Annotated in this window: 20 protein-coding genes; 7 read left to right on the forward strand and 13 right to left on the reverse strand. The window is 49.7% G+C overall.

Annotated elements, in window-relative coordinates:
- Nucleotides 1-2 precede the first annotated feature (2 nt).
- Complete coding sequence (gene mraY / locus ACZ5ZV_RS16985; RefSeq protein WP_464118373.1) at nucleotides 3-1,079, reverse strand: phospho-N-acetylmuramoyl-pentapeptide-transferase; 1,077 nt, start codon at nucleotides 1,077-1,079, stop codon at nucleotides 3-5.
- Between the two features lie 200 nt (nucleotides 1,080-1,279).
- Here mraY and ACZ5ZV_RS16990 point away from each other — a divergent pair, with 200 nt between their 5' ends.
- A complete protein-coding gene (locus ACZ5ZV_RS16990) occupies nucleotides 1,280-1,750 on the forward strand; it encodes a CBS domain-containing protein (protein WP_464118374.1) in 471 nt (156 codons plus the stop codon).
- Nucleotides 1,751-1,772: 22 nt separating this feature from the next.
- Here the strand turns inward: ACZ5ZV_RS16990 and ACZ5ZV_RS16995 are convergent, their stop codons facing one another.
- Nucleotides 1,773-3,194: a UDP-N-acetylmuramoyl-tripeptide--D-alanyl-D-alanine ligase gene (locus ACZ5ZV_RS16995; RefSeq protein WP_464118375.1), complete on the reverse strand. Its 1,422-nt coding sequence runs from the start codon at nucleotides 3,192-3,194 to the stop codon at nucleotides 1,773-1,775.
- A 4-nt stretch (nucleotides 3,195-3,198) separates the two neighbouring features.
- Nucleotides 3,199-4,689, reverse strand: coding sequence for a UDP-N-acetylmuramoyl-L-alanyl-D-glutamate--2,6-diaminopimelate ligase (locus ACZ5ZV_RS17000; protein WP_464118376.1), 1,491 nt, complete (start codon nucleotides 4,687-4,689; stop codon nucleotides 3,199-3,201).
- 27 nt (nucleotides 4,690-4,716) lie between these two features.
- Between ACZ5ZV_RS17000 and ACZ5ZV_RS17005 the strand changes: the two genes are divergently transcribed.
- Complete coding sequence (locus ACZ5ZV_RS17005) at nucleotides 4,717-5,403, forward strand: alpha/beta hydrolase (RefSeq protein ID WP_464118377.1); 687 nt, start codon at nucleotides 4,717-4,719, stop codon at nucleotides 5,401-5,403.
- Nucleotides 5,404-5,582: 179 nt separating this feature from the next.
- The gene (locus ACZ5ZV_RS17010; RefSeq protein ID WP_464118378.1) at nucleotides 5,583-6,359 is read left to right on the forward strand and encodes a hypothetical protein; all 777 of its coding nucleotides are present in this window, start codon (nucleotides 5,583-5,585) and stop codon (nucleotides 6,357-6,359) included.
- Here the strand turns inward: ACZ5ZV_RS17010 and ACZ5ZV_RS17015 are convergent.
- The 3 genes from ACZ5ZV_RS17015 to ACZ5ZV_RS17025 form a co-directional block, all read right to left on the reverse strand.
- On the reverse strand, nucleotides 6,348-7,220 hold the full coding sequence (locus tag ACZ5ZV_RS17015) for an NAD-dependent epimerase/dehydratase family protein (protein ID WP_464118379.1): 873 nt from the start codon (nucleotides 7,218-7,220) through the stop codon (nucleotides 6,348-6,350). The two genes, ACZ5ZV_RS17010 and ACZ5ZV_RS17015, sit on opposite strands and share 12 nt — an antisense overlap.
- Nucleotides 7,217-7,960: a hypothetical protein gene (locus ACZ5ZV_RS17020; RefSeq protein ID WP_464118380.1), complete on the reverse strand. Its 744-nt coding sequence runs from the start codon at nucleotides 7,958-7,960 to the stop codon at nucleotides 7,217-7,219. The genes ACZ5ZV_RS17015 and ACZ5ZV_RS17020 overlap by 4 nt, the downstream gene beginning before the upstream one ends.
- A gap of 73 nt (nucleotides 7,961-8,033) precedes the next feature.
- Nucleotides 8,034-9,617 carry a RecQ family ATP-dependent DNA helicase gene (locus ACZ5ZV_RS17025; protein WP_464118381.1) on the reverse strand — a complete coding sequence of 528 codons (1,584 nt, stop codon included), beginning with the start codon at nucleotides 9,615-9,617 and terminating at the stop codon, nucleotides 8,034-8,036.
- Nucleotides 9,618-9,808: 191 nt separating this feature from the next.
- Between ACZ5ZV_RS17025 and ACZ5ZV_RS17030 the strand changes: the two genes are divergently transcribed.
- The gene (locus ACZ5ZV_RS17030; protein ID WP_464118383.1) at nucleotides 9,809-10,663 is read left to right on the forward strand and encodes a penicillin-binding transpeptidase domain-containing protein; all 855 of its coding nucleotides are present in this window, start codon (nucleotides 9,809-9,811) and stop codon (nucleotides 10,661-10,663) included.
- A gap of 60 nt (nucleotides 10,664-10,723) precedes the next feature.
- Here ACZ5ZV_RS17030 and ACZ5ZV_RS17035 read toward each other — a convergent pair whose 3' ends face one another.
- The 5 genes from ACZ5ZV_RS17035 to rsmH all read right to left on the reverse strand — a co-directional run bounded on the left by ACZ5ZV_RS17035 (nucleotide 10,724) and on the right by rsmH (nucleotide 15,361).
- Nucleotides 10,724-11,569, reverse strand: coding sequence for an IS3 family transposase (locus tag ACZ5ZV_RS17035; RefSeq protein ID WP_464117088.1), 846 nt, complete (start codon nucleotides 11,567-11,569; stop codon nucleotides 10,724-10,726).
- Complete coding sequence (locus ACZ5ZV_RS17040) at nucleotides 11,566-11,970, reverse strand: transposase (protein ID WP_464117089.1); 405 nt, start codon at nucleotides 11,968-11,970, stop codon at nucleotides 11,566-11,568. Before ACZ5ZV_RS17040 ends, ACZ5ZV_RS17035 begins: the two co-directional genes overlap by 4 nt.
- 101 nt (nucleotides 11,971-12,071) lie before the next feature.
- Complete coding sequence (locus ACZ5ZV_RS17045) at nucleotides 12,072-14,057, reverse strand: penicillin-binding transpeptidase domain-containing protein (RefSeq protein WP_464118384.1); 1,986 nt, start codon at nucleotides 14,055-14,057, stop codon at nucleotides 12,072-12,074.
- 1 nt (nucleotide 14,058) lies between these two features.
- On the reverse strand, nucleotides 14,059-14,394 hold the full coding sequence (locus tag ACZ5ZV_RS17050) for a histidine kinase (protein WP_464118386.1): 336 nt from the start codon (nucleotides 14,392-14,394) through the stop codon (nucleotides 14,059-14,061).
- Nucleotides 14,375-15,361, reverse strand: coding sequence for a 16S rRNA (cytosine(1402)-N(4))-methyltransferase RsmH (gene rsmH, locus ACZ5ZV_RS17055; RefSeq protein ID WP_464118388.1), 987 nt, complete (start codon nucleotides 15,359-15,361; stop codon nucleotides 14,375-14,377). Before rsmH ends, ACZ5ZV_RS17050 begins: the two co-directional genes overlap by 20 nt.
- A gap of 47 nt (nucleotides 15,362-15,408) precedes the next feature.
- Between rsmH and ACZ5ZV_RS17060 the strand changes: the two genes are divergently transcribed.
- The 3 genes from ACZ5ZV_RS17060 to hpt are packed head-to-tail and all read left to right on the forward strand — an operon-like array spanning nucleotide 15,409 to nucleotide 17,854.
- Nucleotides 15,409-16,497: a hypothetical protein gene (locus ACZ5ZV_RS17060; protein ID WP_464118390.1), complete on the forward strand. Its 1,089-nt coding sequence runs from the start codon at nucleotides 15,409-15,411 to the stop codon at nucleotides 16,495-16,497.
- 18 nt (nucleotides 16,498-16,515) lie between these two features.
- Complete coding sequence (locus ACZ5ZV_RS17065; protein WP_464118391.1) at nucleotides 16,516-17,304, forward strand: uracil phosphoribosyltransferase; 789 nt, start codon at nucleotides 16,516-16,518, stop codon at nucleotides 17,302-17,304.
- Nucleotides 17,305-17,323: 19 nt separating this feature from the next.
- Nucleotides 17,324-17,854: a hypoxanthine phosphoribosyltransferase gene (gene hpt, locus ACZ5ZV_RS17070; RefSeq protein ID WP_464118392.1), complete on the forward strand. Its 531-nt coding sequence runs from the start codon at nucleotides 17,324-17,326 to the stop codon at nucleotides 17,852-17,854.
- A gap of 69 nt (nucleotides 17,855-17,923) precedes the next feature.
- Here hpt and ACZ5ZV_RS17075 read toward each other — a convergent pair whose 3' ends face one another.
- Together ACZ5ZV_RS17075 and ACZ5ZV_RS17080 are read right to left on the reverse strand one after the other, a co-directional pair.
- Nucleotides 17,924-18,409, reverse strand: coding sequence for a hypothetical protein (locus ACZ5ZV_RS17075; protein ID WP_464118394.1), 486 nt, complete (start codon nucleotides 18,407-18,409; stop codon nucleotides 17,924-17,926).
- Nucleotides 18,410-18,572: 163 nt separating this feature from the next.
- A complete protein-coding gene (locus ACZ5ZV_RS17080) occupies nucleotides 18,573-19,124 on the reverse strand; it encodes a TMEM165/GDT1 family protein (protein WP_464118395.1) in 552 nt (183 codons plus the stop codon).
- Nucleotides 19,125-19,365: the final 241 nt, after the last annotated feature.

The raw sequence follows: 19,365 nt of genomic DNA on the forward strand, positions 1-19,365 counted from the left end.
TCTTACCTCAACTTCAGAGTGGCCAAACTTAAAACCGCTAACAAAATAGAAATGATCCAGAAACGAACGATGATCTTGGTTTCCGTCAAACCACCCAGCTCAAAGTGGTGATGAATCGGAGCCATTTTGAAAACCCTTTTCCCGGTCATTTTAAAGGAAATCACCTGAGTGATCACAGACAAGGCTTCCACCACGAACACCCCGCCCAAGACAAGCATAAGAAGTTCATTTTGAGTAATGACAGCCATTGTGCCCAGGAATCCACCCAAGGAAAGTGAACCCACATCCCCCATGAACACCTGCGCCGGATAGGCATTGAACCACAAAAAGCCCATACCTGCCGCCACGATCGTGGCCGCCACAGGAGTCAGCTCCCCGGCACCCATCACGTGAGGAATCTGCAGATAATTCGCAATAGAGAAGTGGCCCGTCACATAGGCGAACAACCCCAGGGTCGCAGCCGAGATCATCACCGGCACAATCGCCAGTCCATCCAAACCATCCGTCAGGTTGACCGCGTTCGCGGTTCCCACAATCACCAAAGATGCAAACACGACATAGAAGTAACCCAGATCAATCGACACGGACTTAATAAAAGGAATTGTCACAGCCGTGCTCATACCGTGGAAGTGCACCAGCGCTGCCACCACCAGACCACTGATCAAAAATTCTCCGGCAAGACGGATTTTTCCAGACAGACCCTTGGAGTTCTTTTTGCTGACCTTGAGCCAGTCATCCATGTAACCGATCAAACCAAAGCCCCATGTGACGATCAAAACGCCCCACACCAAGGGGTTCATCATATCGACCCATAGAAGACATGGGATCAAAGTGGAAAGCAGAATCAATCCACCACCCATGGTTGGAGTGCCGGCTTTCTTCTTGTGGGTCTGAGGACCATCATCGCGGATCGCCTGACCAAAGTGCTTCAACTGAAGACGTTTGATAAAGTGTGGTCCCCACATCCAGCAAAGCAAAAATGCCGTGAAGAAGGCGATGAAAGTTCTGACGGTGATATATCTGAAAACATTCAGCGGCGAGAACTCATCTGCCATTGAATAAAGCCATTGATAAAGCATGTTGTGAAGATCCCCTGTTGCGACCTAAAAATTAAAATATTTCAGGAACTTAAAGGATTTAGCACATTCGCCAGCCTAAAATCAAGGAAAACTTGTTAAGTATATGATTTCACTTGGTTTTATATAATCTCTGATAGATGACACAGGTCATGTTCTTAACCCCAGGAAGTGCTAGACTGAGTACATCTAAGGAGGTCGTTGTGAAAATTGCGCTGAAAGACCATATGACAAGAAAGCTGATCACTGTGAACAAGGATGCCCCGGCAGCCGAAGCTCTTCGTCTGATGAACAACTATTGGATTCGCCATTTGCCCGTGATGGATACAGATGAGGACTATATCATCGGTATGCTTTCAGAGCGCGATCTTCTGCGTTCTCCCAACCCCGACACTCCGGTGTCTCAATTGATGACTTCTCCGATTAAGACTTTCCCTATTGAAGCGCCAATGAAAAGTGTGGTCGATGCCATGATCGAAGAAAAAGTTTCTGCATTTCTGATCACTAAAGAAGAAGAAGTCGTCGGCATCGTGACTTCAGAGGACATGCTGGTTTTATTGGATCAAATTCTAAAAAAAGATGAATCTTCGGACGCCCCTTGGGTTCTGGGGGATTTGTTCGTAAATCCCCTTCTGCAAAGAACCGCCTATCTGGTCGGCCAAACAGGCGTCTAAAAAAGAAGCGGGAACCTTTGGATTATTGCTTTTCTGCGAAGTCCAAAGGTTCACAAGGAAACACAAAACGTTCCAACTTGGTTCCACGCGAGGCTTTTACGACGGCAATGTCGTCTTTTTTCAGGAACTTTGCCAGATCCTGACCCGCACTTTCCTGGTAGTCTTTTTCAACCCACGACGGATTCTTATACCCAGCACTGGACAGGCCTTTGGAAAAGGCTTCCGCATCCTCGCCGATAAAATAGACCTTATCAAAACCGGCTTTCCCCACCCAAGCGCCCAACTCTTCATGCAATGCAGCTGACGCCGGTCCCAGTTCGCGCATTTGACCGAAGACCCCCACTTTGCGCCCTTGCACGGACAACAACTTCATATTGTCGATCAAAGCCTTCATGCTGTCAGGGTTGGCGTTATAGGCATCAAAGATCATTTGCGCGCCGGATTTTAAATGCACCAACTGATTGCGACCCCAGTTCGTTTTACAAGCAGGAAGTCCCGCCCACACCTGTTCCGGAGTCAATCCGACCGCCAGACCAATGGAAGCTGCTGCCATCAGATTGGTCAGGTTCTGCGCACCGAAAACTTGAATGCGCGAGGTGTTTTCAACGCCCCCAATGCTTCCCTTGACTGAAATCTCGTTCATGTTCATCGAAGAGATCATCAGATGCACATCCGCACGAGGATCTTCAGAAGAGAACGTCAAAATCCGGGCCTTCGGGAACTTCTCGCGCGCTTTGACGTACATGTTGTGGGTCTGCGCATTGTCCAGATTGTAGATACGAATGGTCTTGTCACCGGCCGCCTCATAGATTTCCTCTTTGGCTTCGGCAATCTTTTCGATTGTTCCGAAGAACTCCATGTGCGCACGCCCCACCATTGTACAGACAACGACGTCAGGTTCTGCAATGTGCACAAGTTCGGTCAGCTCACCGGCGTGATTCATCCCCATTTCCACGATGGCGACATCTTTTTTGGGATGAAGCTGCAACAGTGTGAAAGGCACCCCCCAATGATTGTTGAAGCTGCCTTTGTTGTAGTGAACGTCCATCACTGAGCCGACCAGAGCGGCCGTAAATTCCTTGGTCGTGGTTTTCCCGTTAGAGCCAGTGATCCCCACAATGCGTGCTGAGGACTCATGACGAGCCCAATTCCCCAGCTGCTGCAAGGCCTTCAGCGTATCGGGCACCAGAAGAATCGTGACTTTGCTTTTTAAAGAAGCCACCAGGGGACTTTCATTATGCACCAAAAGTGCCGCAGCCCCCTGCTCCACCGCTTTATCCACAAAGCTGTGGGCATCAAAGGCCTCGCCTTTTAAAGCGATGAACAGCTGACCTTGCAGGTTCATGCGAGTGTCGGTGCCGATGCCGGAAAACTGCGTATCCTTTTGACTTAGAACTTTGGCACCTGTGACTTTGACAATTGTTTGCAGATCCATTGCTCTCATCGCACTACCTTCCTTGCAAGGCCTCTTCGGCCACTTTCACATCGCTGAACGGGAATTTCTGAGTCCCAATAATCTGATAGTCCTCATGCCCTTTGCCTGCGATCAGAATCACATCCCCGCGGCGAGCTTTCTTCAAAGTTTCATGAATCGCCTCTTTGCGATCCACAATCGTTGTGGTTTTATTTTTTTCACCGCCTGCGACCCCGGCCAGAATATCCTGAATGATGGTCTCCGGATTTTCCGTGCGCGGGTTGTCCGAGGTGATGACAACTTCGTCTGAATACTTCAATGCCATTTGCGCCATCAACGGACGCTTGCCTTTGTCTCGATCCCCACCACAACCAAAGATGGTCCAGATGCGGGCTTCTGACTGCAGACTTTCGCGAACCTTGTTCAACGAAGTCAGAACATTTTCCAAGGCGTCCGGAGAATGGGCATAATCGACAAAGACTGAAAGGTCCTTATTGTTCGGCACTGACTGCAATCGACCCGGCACACCCGTGAAGGAATTTAAAGCTTCGACACAGACACTCAAGGGCAGACCGGCCGACAACCCCGCGCCCAGCGCCGCCAGCGCATTCATCACATTGTGAACACCTGACATAGGCAGCTTCACTTCGCTTTCCCCCATCGGAGTCCAGACTTTAAAGTGAGTCAGCGCAAAGTCCATTTTGATAATTTCATAGCGAATGTCCGAGTCCTTGGCACCATAGGTCCAAAGCACCGCAGGGTCGGCCACGCGCAAACGACGGCCATACTTGTCGGCTGTGTTGATGATGGCAAAACAAGGACGCTTGTGAGTCTTCCACAGAAGATCCGTGAACAGACGCTGTTTGGCCTCAAGATAACTTTCCATCGTCTGGTGATAATCCAAATGATCGCGGGTCAGATTGGTGAAAATCACCGTATTAAAGGGAACACTGTCCACGCGCTTTTGATCCAAGGCATGAGAGGAAACTTCCATCGCCACTGCCAAGGCCCCTTCGGCCCGGAACTCGCGCAAGCGGCGCTGCAGGAACATCGGATCCGGCGTGGTCATCTCTGACGGCCAGACTTTTTCACCCAAATGATGATTCACAGTCCCGATCACTCCAGTGGGAATTTTGCCATGATTCAAAATGGCTTCGGTCATGTAAGTCACTGACGTTTTTCCATTGGTCCCGGTCACGCCGACACAGAATAACTCTTGCCCCGGGTCCCAATAAAACCGACTGGCCAAAATATCCAGGACTTCGCGTGAGTTGGCAACCTGCAGGACGACGCCTGCAAATTCCGCCGGAACCTGACTGCGGTCCTCCACGACAAGAGCAGCAGCGCCTTTGGCAACCGCATCCGGCAAAAAACTGTGACCGTCTAACTTGCTGCCACGAATGGCAACAAAGACCGAGCCCGGCGTCACCAGACGAGCGTCATTGAAAACCCCTGTCACTTCGATATGAGCAAATGCGTTTTCAGGAATTCCCGGAAGAATGGAAAAGAGATGTTGCAGTTTCACGCACTAAGAGTAACTTAGGACTCAGATATGAGACAACTCGGAAAAATACATTGCCAAGAAATAAATCGCGACGACGATGCGCCCTGGGTCATCTGTTTCCACGGCTATGGCGCTGACGCCAACGACCTGTTTTCGCTGGGAGAAATCATTTCCACCAAGAAACCCTTCAACTGGCTTTTCCCAAATGGAATCTTGGAAGTCCCGATTGGCCCGGCTTGGACGGGGCGCGCCTGGTGGTCGATTGACATGATGGAGATTCAGCGCGCACAAGAGCGCGGTGAGCATCGCGACTTCAGCAATGACACTCCCAAAGGAATGTCCAAGGCTTATGACATGGCCATGGAAATGATTAAACAGCTGAAAGTTCCATGGAACAAAATCGTTCTGGGTGGCTTCAGTCAAGGAGCCATGCTGGCAACAGAGCTTTATCTGCGCGCCCCGGAAACCCCGGCGGGACTTGTGATCATGTCTGGCACTTTGGTGCATCAGGATGAATGGAAGAAGTACGTTCCCCAGCGTGCGGGCCAAAGATTCTTCCAAAGCCACGGCGAATACGATGCCGTTCTGGGCTTTAAGCAGGCACAGAAACTTGAGACTCTTTTGAACCAAAACGGCATGAAAGGTTCCTTGGTGGGCTTCCGCGGAGGCCATGAGATCCCGATGCCGGTTCTGATGAAAATCGGCGACTATCTCAACTCGGTGACCTTGCCGTAACCGCTCTGTCGAAGACTTTGACACCCTGGGGGGCCAGAATCAATAGGACCTCAGGGATCGTGGCACCGGGCTTGCTGTTGAAAGCCACTATGCTCGAACGCCTTTTAGCCTGCCTTATTCTGACTTTCGCTTGGACCTCAACAGGTCATGCTTTCAGCGTTGTGGAGAGGGCCTCAGCAATGGCAAAGACGAGCTCTTATCAAGACGGGCCCAATTGCTTCAACACCTCCCTGCGTGCGTTGGGCTACACCGACACACCACTTTACGCTTCCAGCGCGGAAATCAAATACCATCTGAAATACCACTGTCAGGAAGTCCCTTTAAGTTTAAACAAACTCGAACCCTTGACACTGTTGACTTACAGCGAAGATGGACATTTGATTCACACCGCTGTGGCCGTAAGCGCGAAGAACATCCTGGAAAAAAACAGCCTGTATGGCAGCAAACATCAGGAAGTTTTTGGCGACCCCGCACCGGGAAAATATCTTTTGCACGCGGCGAAAAAATCCATCTTTTTCAGTCAGATTGACAACAAAGAAACCGCCCAGGCCAAGGCTTACCGCTGCCAGGATCCGGCACAGGTATTAGCGCGGCAAAACGAATTTGAAGAGGACGACAGCCTTCGTCGCCTGAAAGAATTCCTGATATTTATCGGGACACTGCAGACCCTACAGAACAAGTCCGAACTGACAATGAAGCTCAACACCGAGCTGCTACAGAAGTTCAGCTCCTTGCGGATCACGGAAGCACTGGCGTCCTCGTCGCCGTCAGATCAGAAAGAGCACTATCGCCTGAGTCTGGCAGAATCCCTGGCTTATCAATGGAATCTTCTAAATTGCTCGGAGGCTTACATGAAGTACGACGAATGTTATGCCCCTGAGATGCAAAGATCGATTGATACTTTGGAAGCCTTCTATCCGCAAATCTTCCGTTTGCGCGAAAAGCTACAGCTTTGAAAAATAAGTCTGCAGCAAAGGCACCAACCATTGCTGATGCAAAGAGGCCGTAAACCCTTCCCGTGACGCCTTGTCCACATTCATGTACCAGCTTGATGGGATGCCGAAGGGTGAGCCGACGCCCCCACTTTCCTGCGATAAGAGTCTGGCCGATGTTCCGGTGACAACTTCAATTTTATGAATCAAGTCCCTGAGTGAAAAGGCATCAGCCGACGCAAAATTGTAGGGGCCGGTCTTTCTATTTTCCAGCAACCACAACAAAGCTCTGGCCGCATCCTCGGAGGTGATAAAAGAAAACTCAGCATCCAAATTAGGATAGTAGATCGCCTCTCCATTTTTCACCGCCCGCACCTGCCCCAGGAGGCGTTCGGTATAGTCATCTTCCCCCACAACAACCGGGAAGCGCGCACAAGCTACCGGGAAGGCCGTCTGAGTCGTAAAAACATGCTCTGCCGCGCGCTTTCCTTCGGCGTATTGTTCAGCCGGATTTGTCGCCTTGCGAGGCCGATAAGATCTGGCATCAAAGGCCGATTCCGGCAGATTGGCGGCAAAATCATAAACCGACATGGTTGAGGTCATAAGGTAATAAGAAATTTTTCCAGCGAACAGTTTCACCGACAACTCTGCATCGTGAGCAGTCATGCAGACCTGATCCACCACAACATCAAAAGTGTGTCCCGCCAACACGGCCGACATCGCCGCCTCATCCCCGCGATGAGCTTTCAAACGCTGCACCCGTGAGCCAAAATCATCCGGCACATTCCCACGCGAAAGCACGGTGACCTCATGGTTTTTCTCAAGCAGCTTATGAACAAGACGGCGGCCGAAATAGCGGGTTCCACCCATAATCAGAATTTTCATCGCAGGTACTCCTTTCTCATTTCCGCGGCACACTTCTGCATACTGGAAATATCCGCACTGGCTTTTAAAATAGCCTCGATCCGCTGTGAGTCCGATAACGGCAGATCTTTATAAAGATAGCGCAAACCAAAATCATGTTTCTGAGGACTGTGACGCAAACGCAGTAACTGAACAAACATCCCCACCAGGCGTTGATAAAACAAGTATGTGTCGATGTATTTGCCGCGCAGGGATTCCTTCAAAAAAGTCCTGTACAGAACTTCAAAATGGGCCTGCTGAAGTGGACCAAGTGGCGTTGCTTTCTCAAAGGTGGTCAGGGCGGAGGCTCTTTGCAGGATGCCGGACTTATCCCACAGAATATCAGCCTTGCCATGCCGATCCTGATTAAAGAACTCTGCCAAATCCTGCGCCTGATCCGTCACAAAGATACCGAAATCCACATAGTAGAAGTCCGGTGTCCCTGACAGAATATAGAACTTCTGAACAAAACCTTTCCACATGGCAGGCCCTGTGACAGGCCAGATGCGCTCAAGACCATAATGGCTCTGCAACGTGTCTTCCACCGCCTGAAAGATCCGCTCTGGATGCAATGATACGACGACCATATCGGTGTCTGAATAGACATCCTCGCTGCCTGTTGCACGCGAGCCCCCCAGCCAGGCGGCGTCCGCTTCGACTAAAGAGTTCAATGCTGTTTTTAGTTTTTCTACCAGTTGTTCCCGCTGAAAAGAAGTGCTCATACCCTATCATCGGCGAGCCCCGGGGGATTCACCAGCCCCGGTTATCAAGTACTGCTAATTGAAACCACAGGATCTATCTGTGCTGACCCAGCTCTGCCAGGACATCCCAGCCAAACTTTTCCAGCTTGGCGTCTCCGATACCATAGATGTTTCTCATCTCATCCAGATTGCGCGGATTTTTCTGTGCCAGATGCCTTAGGGTCTGGTCACTGAAGACCACAAAGGCCGGAGCATCCAGCTCTTTGGCTTTTTCTTTTCTCCAGCGCTTTAGCTGTGCCAGACGCTGCTCCTGCATTTCGTCCAAAACAATATCCTGGGCCCCGCCCTTGGCTTTTTTCGGTTTCGCAACGGCTTTGATTTTTTCAACAGCGATATCCAGCTTTTCCAGCGGTGTGATCACTTTTTGAACCTTCCGACTGGAACGGGCATCACAACTGTCACAGTGCCCGCAACGTTCGATACGTTGGGAATCCTTGTAATAAGTCAGAATCTCAGCATGGCGACATTCACCACCTTCAGAGTAGTTCACCAAGGCGTCCAGGTTTCTCCAGCGCGCATCCTTGATATGATCCGGAGCCTCTGAACTGTGAATAAAATACGACTGCAAGCCCTTGTCTTTCTTTGCATACAAAGTCAGACAGGTAGATTCCTGCCCATCACGACCGGCACGCCCCATTTCCTGATAAAGGGCATCGATATTCGCCGGTATCTGGAAGTGAATGACCAAACGCACATCCGGCTGGTCGATCCCCATACCAAACGCATTCGTCGCCACCAGAATGCGCAACTTACCTTCGGCATAGGCCTCCTGAGTCGAGTTGCGCTGCTCTGAAGTCAGCCCGGCATGATAGAAGCCCACCTGTGCACCGAACTTTTTTTGCAGGAAAGCCGCAATACTTTCCGTGACCTTGCGCGTACCGCAGTAAACGATAATACGCCCCTCGGGGGTCTGCTTGATCCCCTGAAGCAACAAGGCCATCTTCGCCTCTTCGTCTTCGCATAGCTCGACCTGATAAAACAGATTGGAACGATAGAATCCGTGAACCATGCGTTCGGGCTTTTTAAGCTGCAATTGTTTGGAAATATCATCCAAAACAGTCGGCGTCGCCGAAGCCGTCAGTGCCAGCACCGGAACATCCGGACAGAGCTTTTTTAAAATACCCAGTTGAGCATACTCTCCACGGAAATCATGCCCCCACTGCGACACGCAGTGAGCCTCGTCTATCGCAAACAGCCCCACCTGACGAGCCTGCACCCAGCGGTGAAAACCCTCTTTCTGCGCGCGCTCTGGCGACAAGTACAGCACGAAGGCCCCGCCCTTGTTGATCTCCGCGAAGACCTCACGCTTGTCGTCATCTGATTGCCCTGAGTGCAGACACCCTGCAGGAATGCCATAACGGCGCAAAGAAGCCACCTGATCCTTCATAAGGGCGATCAGTGGCGAAATCACAATCACCAGTTTTTGCATGACCACGGCGGGATACTGATAACATAAGGACTTTCCGCCCCCTGTCGGCAGCACCGCCAAAACATCGCGACCGGAGAGAACGGCAGAAATAATCTCCTGCTGACCACGTCGGAATCCGGGAAGATTGAAGTATTTTTTGAGCTGATTTTCCTGCGGATTGACGGCAAATTCCATAGACGACACTTTCATGCAAAGCTCCTTTGATAGCAACAAGATTGCATGGTTAATTTTGCTGCTGCGCAAGCCTTTCAGCAAAATCCAAACACCGCCATAAACCCTTGAAAATCCACCGGAGTTTCCTTCGCTTCCGAATTTCAGACAGAAATATGCGAGACCTTTAAATGGAATTATGAGACGCTGAAACCTCTCAAGGAGTTGACATGAAAAGAAATCTTCTAATTTCACTGTTCATATTGACTGCAGGGTGCTCATCTCCGGCCCCTGTAGGCAAACCCGCTGCCACAGCACCGCCGGTCAAAGTTGATCCGTATCCCGGCAAAGCTGTGTGTTTTTTGCTGATTGATGCACAAACAGGACAGATTCAAAAGTCCGTGAACGAAGAAAACTGCAACATCCAGCTTCCGGCCTGCTCCACCTTCAAGGTGCCTCTGGCGGTGATGGGCTTTGATTCTGGAATATTAAAAAATGAAACCACCAAATTTAAGTGGAATAGACAAAAGCATTCCATCGAAGCCTGGAATCAGGATCAAACGGCGGCGTCCTGGATGAAAAATTCCACGGTTTGGTATTCACAGGTTCTGACCGGAAAATTGGGCTATGAGAAGCTGCAAAACTATCTGCGCAAATTCGACTATGGAAATCAGGATCTTTCCGGTGGAATCAAAACAGCCTGGCTGACACCGGCTTCGTTTATTAACGAAGAAAAAGGATTTTCCCTAAAAATTTCTGCCTTTCAGCAAACCGACTTCCTGAAAAAACTTTTGTACGACAAACTTCCAGCCAGCAAACAATCCCAAGAGCTGACCAAAAAAATCATCCTCCTGGAAACCACGCCAACAGGGAATAAATTCAGTGGAAAAACCGGCTCTGGCTATACCGACTCGACACTAAAACGCCGTATCGGCTGGTTTGTCGGGACACTCACCACCAAAGATCATCAATATGTGTTTGCCACAAATTTCACGGACACCGTGGATGTTGAAAATGGCGAATTCGGAAGCCGCTACGCCAAAGATCTGACTATTGAACAACTGAAGGCAGAGGGCCTTTGGTAAAATAAAAAAGGACTCTTTGATCTGTACCCCAAAAAGTGGACAGATAAATAAAAGGGTCCTCTAAGTGAAACCTCGGCATTCTGCCGGGGTTTTTCCTTTTAAGCCCCATTGGGGACGTTCGTTATTGTAGTAGTTAATATAACGGTCTATCTCTGCTACCAATTCCTCAAACGTATGGCAACTTTGAAGATCCACTTCATCTTTTAAATGACCAAAAAAACTTTCTATAGGCGCATTGTCCAGGCAGTTGCCTTTTCTGGACATGGACTGGGTGACACCCCACTTAGACAAAAGATCTCGATACGTCTTGGATGTATAGTGACACCCTTGGTCCGAATGCATGATCAAACTCTCTGGCTTTCGGCTGAATAGGTCTTCCAGGCCTCGAATCGCAACGTGTAGTCCAGCTCCAGGAGAAACCGTATAGTGGACGATATCTTTCACTGCCAAGTCTTTTACGGCTGACAGATAAGCCCTGTTTCCTTTGCCATAGTCTAAGTAGGTAATGTCTGTTGAATAAACTGTGTCTTTCTTTTCAACATTAAATTGCCTGCTTAGGATGTTCGGACTTACCCGGTGTTCCTCACCTGATGCCCAGCCTTGCTTGTACTTATTCTTACGTCGGATAGTCGCCTGAAGGCCGTACTTCTTCATTAACCGTCTAATTTTCTTCAGGTTCATGTTGATCCAGAAGTGGCGTTGCAAAAGCATCTTTATTGTCCTAGCGCCGGCTTTACCCCTTCTATACGCAAAAATGATTTGCACCCATTCCGCGTCTGTTGTGATGACCTGGGGAGATGCTCTTTGGGCAAACCAGTAGTAATAGCCACTGGTACTGACTTGAGCCTGAGCGCACAGCCTGCTGAGACATAGATCAGGCCGATGATTGACCGCCTTGCTAATCAACGCGAACTTTTCTTGTTTGCGTATTTTGCCTCCAAGGCGCGGAGCTTTTTTAGGAAGTCGTTCTCCGCGCGAAGATAAGCGATTTCATCTTCTGCTGATTTAAGCTTTTTTCCCTTGGGTCGACCTGTAGACTTAGAACCTCGGCGGTCTTTCTTTAATCCACCTTCTTGGGTAGACATCTTTTCCCAACGCTGAAGGCACTTCTTGGCATAATCCACACCAAATAAGGATAGGTTAATACCAGCATCTTTAAAAATTTGACTAGGAGTTTGTCCCTCTTCCCGAAGCCTTAAGGCCCTAACCTTAAATTCGGGGGTATAGGCAACATTGGACTGCGTTACCTTTAGAACATTCGGATTCTTCTCAAGATCTCGGCGATCTCTTTCGGACAGTGAGCCCATGATCTGCTTCCTTTTTATACGAAAATACCCCAAAAATGGGACAGGGTCTTTTATTTTCCTGTCCGAAATTTGGGGTACAGATCACTTTCGAGTCCTTTTTTTTATTTCAAGATCACCGTGATTTCCTTGTTTTCCGGAAGCTGTGATCCCGGAGCAGGCTGCACATCACTGACCAGTCCCTGCCCCACAAATTTCACCTTCAACTCCTGCCCGCTGACCCGACGAAGAACCTCGCGAGTGCTCATGTTCAGCAGATTGGGAACTGTTTCACCGGTGGCCACCTCAGTCACTTTATCCAACTCGGCTGCCGTGATAATTGCCGGCGCCACAGTCACTTTTTTGGCCGGTTTTGGATTTTCCGCGGCGATCTTGCGTGTTTTGGGGTTCACGGTCGATTCTTCGGCCAGCGGCAATGGGGCAATGCCCTCTTTGCGAACCGCATAGGAGGCGACTCGCGAGAACACCGGCGCCGCCACTGTCGAACCATAATAGGACTTACGCGGAGAATCCACAGCGATGTAGATCACAAATTTGGGATCATTCGCAGGAATAAATCCACCAAAGCTGGATACATAAACACCCTTCAAGTAACCTCGGCCATTCGGGTTGACCTTCTGAGCTGTCCCAGTTTTACCCGCCACCATGAAACCATCAACACGGGCATTGCCACCGGTTCCACCCTTCGTCGTAACCCCCACCAGCATGGCCCGCATCTGAGCGGCCTGCTCTGGAGAAAGAATTCGGCGGATGGGTTTAGGCTGAGTTTCCACCAGTTCCCCGGTTTCAGCATCGCGCATGGACTGAACGATGTAAGGCGTGTTCAACACACCACCGTTGGCAATCGCCGCAAACGCGTTGGCGATCTGCAAAGGTGTGGTGGAAATACCGTGACCGAAAGAGATATTACTAAGCAAATGCTGTCTCCAGGGAAGAGCCTGCACCATCCCGCGTGCTTCGCCCGGAAGATCCACACCCAAACGCTGGCCAAAGCCGAAATCCAAAAGGCCCTGACGAAGTCGTTCCTGCCCCATTTTAAAGGCGATCTTGGTTGTACCAACGTTGGAAGACACTGCCAGGATTTCTGACACCGTCAGATCTTCAAACTTTTCTCTGGTTTCAGCTTCCCGGATGATACGATCACCCACTTTGAAACTTCCCTTTTCACAGTAGAACTTGCTGTTCGGCTGAATCAGTCCATCGCGCAATGCCGCCGCAATCACGAAGGCCTTCATCGTAGAGCCTGGCTCAAAGGCGTCAGTGACAATCTTATTGCGACGATATTCTGCCGGGGCTTTGGCGGCTTTATTCACATCAAAAGTCGGAGCCGACGCCAGCGCCAGGACCGCAGAAGTCTTGGCATCCAGAATCACACCCACCGCATGGTCGGCCTCAAAGGTGGAAACGGCATTGGCCAATTCACTTTCAAGGCGATACTGCAGATCAGAATCCACGGTCAGCTTCAGTTCACTTCCTTCTGGATTTTCAATGAACATCAGACCGTCATTAATCAAGGGACGGCCACGGGCATCACGCTTCACCATCACTTTTTTCTTATTTCCTGTCAGAGCCTGATTATAACTGAGCTCCAACCCCTCAAGACCCTGGCCTTCACTGCCCAGGAAGCCCAAGGTTTGAGCCAGCAGGGTTTCATTCGGATAAACCCGGCGCCATTCTTCAACAAAGGACAAACCACGAATGTCCCAGGATTTGATTTCATCGGCTTTGTCCTGCTCTAACATGCGCTGAATCCACACAAAGCGACGACTGCCGTCTTTGATTTTGCTGTAAATGGATTCTGGTGATTGGTTCAGAACTTTCGCTAACTTCTTAGCCACCTGTTTGCGATTTTCCAGAATTTTCGGATCGGCGTACAAGGAATATGCCGCCGCCGACATCGCCAGATCCCGGCCATTGCTGTCGACAATCGCCCCGCGACGGGCCGGCAATGAAACCTTGGTTTGAAACTGACGGTTCTGCAAAGAGTTCAGACGATCATTTGGCAAAAATTGCAGATAAGCCGCACGCATCGCCAGCGCGGACCACAGAACCAGAATCCCTACGAAGATGACAACAATACGTGATTTCAAACTACAGATCCTTTTTTGCGATACCTTTTTCAGATACAGAATTCATGTCGCTGGCCAACGGACCGCCAAGATGAATGATCTGATTTGCCTGTACTTTTTTTAGTGTAAACTTCTGCTGCGCCACGGAATCCAGCAACTGCGGACGAGTGATTTTCGCCAGAGCAATTTCTTTGGTGCGCTTTTCTTCCCAGACTTTTTTGTGTTCGCGGGTCAGCTTCAGAACGCTGTAACCCATGCGACGTTCCTCCATTTGCAGGAAGACGATGGAAAACAGCGTGGAAATGATAAGTAGGATGCTGAAGAACGGTTTTAGCTGTTTAAAGTTTTCCTTGCTCATCCTGAGCACTCCTCTCGAAGATTCTCAATTTCGCAGATCGCGAGCGAGAATTTCTGTCACACTCTTCCTGAGTGGGAACAATTACTTTTTTAGTTACCGTGCGCCCCATATCCTCAGAGGCACGGAAAATATTCTTAACAATTCGATCTTCCAATGAGTGGAAGGAAATCACTGCCAAACGACCGCCCGGATTCAACGCCCGGATCATTTTCGGCAAGGACTCGGCCACCACCTCCAGCTCGGAATTCACTGCCAGCCGCAAAGCCATGAAGTACTTGGTCGCCGGATGATGACCCTTTACCTGCCACCCATCCACACGCTCAATCAGGCCTGCCAGGGCGCTCGTTGTCTGAAATGCTTTGGTTTTGCGATCGTGAACAATCGCACGTACGACTCTGGAAGGGCGATAGACCTCGCCGTACTCTTTGAAGATTCGAATGAGTTCATCCTCAGAAGCCGTATTAATAAGCACCTCAGCCGTCAATCCCTGCTGTTGGTTCATTCGCATGTCCAGGGGGCCATCGTTATAAAAACTAAAGCCTCGTTCCCCCTGGTCTAATTGCGGAGAACTCACACCTAGATCTAAGAGCATCATATCAAAGTTATTTAGATTGTGTTCTGAAAACTGCGAGAAATTACCGTGGATTATCTTTAACTGGCCCTTCTCGACTTCAGTCTGGAAGCGGGTTTGCGCGTAGGCAATAGCTGCCAGATCTTGGTCCATGACCGTGGCTTTGATCTGGGGGTAGGCAAACTTCATCGCCATGTAGTGGCCACCGCGCCCAAAGGTCCCATCGAAGTAACTCAATTCACTTTTGTGTCTTAGAGGATAGAAGGCCCCCAACACTTCCTGAAGCAAAACAGGATAGTGTTCAGGAGAGAATTCAAAAGGAAGCTCGACCTTGGGCGGGATCTCTTCTTCGTGACGTTCAATTTTTTCACCGGATTTGGGCTTATACTTCTTCATGATCGCGCGCTTTCGCTAGTTTGAAATTCCTGTGGGATTTTCAAGGTATGAATTATTCTATTGAGCGTCAAGTCGCTTTGTCTTACCCTGATTGCATGCTTATCAACTGCCCCCGCTGTGGTTTTCAACAACCTGAAGACAAATACTGTGCGCAGTGTGGCGTTGACATGGAGAGCTTCAAACCCGCAACACCACCCCTCTGGAAGCGCTTCTTTGGCAATCCGCTGATTCAGCTCTCATTGGTCGTTGTCGTCGCCGGCGGCGTCGGAATCACTTTGTATCAAAAAGGCCAGCAAAATCTGGAGCGCCGGGTGCAGTACCTGAAGTCCTCTGTGCAGATCAACTCCACCCATGGAACTCCGGATCTTGCTGAAGCTGCTCCCGTGGCCGAGAGCAATGTCGACTCCACGTCGCAATCCTCAGAAGCTGCTGATGGCGTGGTGGATGCCTACAAGGTGGAACCTCCACCGGCCTCTGCCCTGGCCGCGGCGCCAACGCCGGGGACCTCTCCGACGCCAGCCCCCGAGACCGACAGCAAAAATCCGCGCAATGTGGCCAGAACCGGGGCTCACCTGATTGTTTATTACGCCGAAGTGCCGCGCAGCCGCTTGAATGCGATCTTTACAGCCAGCAGATCCACCGGTCAGTTTATGAACTTTAACGAATACACCGCCGGGATTCTGCCGGACTTCAAAAAAAATGTCCTGGATCAGTCCGACATTCAGATATTGCACAAAGAAGACCGAACTCTGAGCACCAGCCGCACCCTGCAGTGGTCCTATGCCGCCAAAAACCGCATGAACCCATCCATGGAGATCGGTCTGACGACTTTCTTCGAACTCAGCGATCTTGAAAACAACAGTCTGCGTGGCAATCTGGAAATTCAACGAAACTGGCTGGAACCTTCCCCGAACGGATCTTTTGAACTTCAACGAAAATCCTTCCCCGCTATTTTTGAAATTGGCGGTGAAACAGGATTCTTTATGTCCGGCGTCCTGCCCCCAGGCTCCGGCATCGACCGCCCTATCGAAGATGATCTGATGAACTTTGAAATCTACAAAATCCTGCGCTCGCCCCGCTTCCGTGCTGGTCAGAGTGAATTTGTGATCTTTGTCGATTTTGAAAAAGGCAATTAAAAAACCAAAGGCAACATCATGACATTTCAGCAGGAACTGGCTCATCACTATGGGCCGCAAGTGCATCTTATCGACAATCCTTTCTTGAATGGTCTTCTGGCCCGCCTGTGCTCCCCGGAAACCTTCCAGCCCGAAATCAACCGCATCGTGGAAGTTCTTTACACCCACATGATTTCGATCACGATCAACAATGAATTCCAGATCGAAAAATTCAAGCAAGACACGCGCATGACTGCGGTCCATCCCGAACAAAAGCTTTCCGGCAACAGAGTCCAGACAACACAAAAGGCTGTCAGCGTGAATCTGGCCCGGGCGGGAACTTATCCCAGCCATATCTGTTACAACTTCCTGCACTATGCCCTGCCTGCTCAGAATGTTCGTCAGGACCATATCTTTGCTGCCCGCGTGACAAACAGCAAAGAGGCTGTGACGGGGGCCGAGTTTGGCGGCATGAAGATCGGCGGCGATGTCAAAGACGCCCATGTGATCTTCCCGGACCCGATGGGTGCCACTGGAAACACCATGGTGACCGCGATTGAACACTACAAGACCCATATCGAGGGCCCGGCCCGTAAATTTATCGCCCTAAATCTGATCGTGACCCCGGAATATCTGAAGAATGTACTGGCTGCTCATCCGGAGGTCGTAATCTATGCCTTAAGACTTGACCGGGGACTGTCCCCTCAGGCAGTTTTAGAGGCAACTCCCGGACAGTTTTGGGATCAAGAACGAGGCCTGAACGACAAACAATACATTGTCCCAGGCGGCGGGGGCTTTGGCGAAATCATGAACAACTCCTTCGTATAAAGTTGGAGAAAGGACCACCATGACGAATCTTTCCTTGAAACCCTACATCACTGAGGAGCAAATCCAGCAAAAAGTAAAAGAGCTGGGCGCGACTCTTTCCAAAAAATTTAAAAACGAAAAAGTGGTGGCGGTTTGTGTCCTGAAGGGTTCCTTCATGTTCTATTCCGACCTGGTTCGCGCAATTGACGCTGACATCACTTGTGAATTCTTCGGTGTGGCTTCTTACCACGGCGGGACTTCCTCTTCCGGCGAAGTGAAAGTGACTTTGGATCTGGCCAGCCCGATTGAAAACTGCCACGTGATTCTGGTGGAAGACATCGTGGACACCGGCCTGACCATGAACTACCTGAAAAATGCCATCCAGTCCCGCAAACCAAAAAGCCTGACAACAGTTTCTTTGCTGGAAAAACCGGACGCTTTGAAAGTGAAATGCGATATCGACCACGTGGGCTTCAAAATCCAAAACGAATTCGTTGTGGGTTACGGGTTGGATTATCAGGGTTACTACAGAAACCTTCCCTACATCGCGCAAGTTCAGAACTTCCAGTAAGATCCACTGGGATGAAAACAAAAAAGGAGCCCACAAGGCTCCTTTTTTATTTTCAGAATCGTCGCTTGGTTAGAAAGTGCAGTTGATTTCGGCCAGGGCTTTTTCAGAGAAAAGACTTTTCACAGAATCCAGCGCATAGCCCAAGGAAACAACTTTCAAATCCGGACTGACCTTCACCATCATCACTTGATAGTCCTGGCCAGAAGGACCTTCAGACGGCAGTTTTTCTTTTTTAGTCAGAACACCTTTTTTGTAAGTGATGCTTAAACCGGGACGCACCTGCAACACGCCCTCTTTCAAAGGCAGCTTGTCCGCTGGAATACGGATGGAGTCCGTGATCGACGTTTCCTTATCTGATGCCAGCGATACCACCACTTCATCACGGCCTTTTAAATCTTTACGGTTTTCAACCGAGTAACTGCACGAAGTTGCATCCGTCCCCAGAATATTGGAAAACCCCAAAACTTCTGTGGTGGTTTTGCTCACAACAGGCGCTGCCTGAGAGATAACTCCTGCCAAAAGAACAGTGAAGAACATGGTGGTTTGCTTTTTCATAATACTCCCACAGGCTGATAGAACTTAGAAACTGTGAGAGTATAGGAGCCCCAAGCCCCCCTTTCCAGACGCAATAATCGGCTCTGCGAAAAGGGGGAAAGACCTTTTGTTTTCAATCACTTAGGCTTTTGCAAAACTTATCTGTCACCTTTTTATACAGCCCTTAACGCATCAATATGCCGACACCGAACAAAACATACAAAGCGGACGACCCATAGTTGATCCACTTCATAGAGATTTTTTGCGTCAACTTTTCGCCAAAGACCACGGCCAAGCCATCGGCGAACAACATCCCCATCGTGGTGCCCAAAGTGACCAGAGTCAGACTTTGATATTTAGCCGCCAATGCCACTGTGGAAAGTTGAGTCTTGTCACCGATCTCTGCGAAGAAGAACAAAACTGTTGTCGTCCAGAAGGCTCCCCACTTCATATCATTGGTGTCGGAATCATCTTTGTCAGGAATCAGAATCCAAAGAGCGAATCCAAAGAAAGTCAGCGCCAATCCCCAGCTTAACCACTGACTTGGGATCGTAGAGGCGATCCATCCCCCCGCCCAGGCGGCCAGAGCATGGTTTAATACTGTGGCGACGAAAATACCACCCATCACATGCCAGGGCTTTTTATATTTCGACGCTAAAACCAACGCCAACAGTTGGGTCTTGTCACCCATCTCTGTGGCGGCGACTAGTAAGAATGAATTGATGATTGCTTCCATTTGCACCCTCGATACAGTTATGACCGTGAGGCTGCTTCAAAAAGAAAACGAGACCACACGGTGCTTTGTTAAAAACACTCGTGTCAGTCTCGTCAACAGCGGATCTTGAGGATCCTTTGCGTTTAAACCGGAGTTCATCACTCAGTATGTCGGCCTAAACAAAATCTGGGAAGATTTTCGACTACTCCCTAACTACCGGGCCAAACTACGAAAGGCCGAAATGAAAGTCAAAAGATAATTT

The sequence above is a fragment of the Bdellovibrio sp. HAGR004 genome (assembly GCF_055397015.1).

Bases quoted from the DNA above. Each gene is read 5' to 3' on its own strand.
- mraY (WP_464118373.1), bottom strand. From the start codon at position 1,079: ATGCTTTATCAATGGCTTTATTCAATGGCAGATGAGTTCTCGCCGCTG.
- ACZ5ZV_RS16995 (WP_464118375.1), bottom strand. From the start codon at position 3,194: ATGAGAGCAATGGATCTGCAAACAATTGTCAAAGTCACAGGTGCCAAA.
- ACZ5ZV_RS17005 (WP_464118377.1), top strand. From the start codon at position 4,717: ATGAGACAACTCGGAAAAATACATTGCCAAGAAATAAATCGCGACGAC.
- ACZ5ZV_RS17010 (WP_464118378.1), top strand. From the start codon at position 5,583: ATGGCAAAGACGAGCTCTTATCAAGACGGGCCCAATTGCTTCAACACC.
- ACZ5ZV_RS17015 (WP_464118379.1), bottom strand. From the start codon at position 7,220: ATGAAAATTCTGATTATGGGTGGAACCCGCTATTTCGGCCGCCGTCTT.
- ACZ5ZV_RS17020 (WP_464118380.1), bottom strand. From the start codon at position 7,960: ATGAGCACTTCTTTTCAGCGGGAACAACTGGTAGAAAAACTAAAAACA.
- ACZ5ZV_RS17025 (WP_464118381.1), bottom strand. From the start codon at position 9,617: ATGAAAGTGTCGTCTATGGAATTTGCCGTCAATCCGCAGGAAAATCAG.
- ACZ5ZV_RS17030 (WP_464118383.1), top strand. From the start codon at position 9,809: ATGAAAAGAAATCTTCTAATTTCACTGTTCATATTGACTGCAGGGTGC.
- ACZ5ZV_RS17040 (WP_464117089.1), bottom strand. From the start codon at position 11,970: ATGGGCTCACTGTCCGAAAGAGATCGCCGAGATCTTGAGAAGAATCCG.
- ACZ5ZV_RS17050 (WP_464118386.1), bottom strand. From the start codon at position 14,394: ATGAGCAAGGAAAACTTTAAACAGCTAAAACCGTTCTTCAGCATCCTA.
- rsmH (WP_464118388.1), bottom strand. From the start codon at position 15,361: ATGAAGAAGTATAAGCCCAAATCCGGTGAAAAAATTGAACGTCACGAA.
- ACZ5ZV_RS17060 (WP_464118390.1), top strand. From the start codon at position 15,409: ATGAATTATTCTATTGAGCGTCAAGTCGCTTTGTCTTACCCTGATTGC.
- ACZ5ZV_RS17065 (WP_464118391.1), top strand. From the start codon at position 16,516: ATGACATTTCAGCAGGAACTGGCTCATCACTATGGGCCGCAAGTGCAT.
- hpt (WP_464118392.1), top strand. From the start codon at position 17,324: ATGACGAATCTTTCCTTGAAACCCTACATCACTGAGGAGCAAATCCAG.
- ACZ5ZV_RS17075 (WP_464118394.1), bottom strand. From the start codon at position 18,409: ATGAAAAAGCAAACCACCATGTTCTTCACTGTTCTTTTGGCAGGAGTT.
- ACZ5ZV_RS17080 (WP_464118395.1), bottom strand. From the start codon at position 19,124: ATGGAAGCAATCATCAATTCATTCTTACTAGTCGCCGCCACAGAGATG.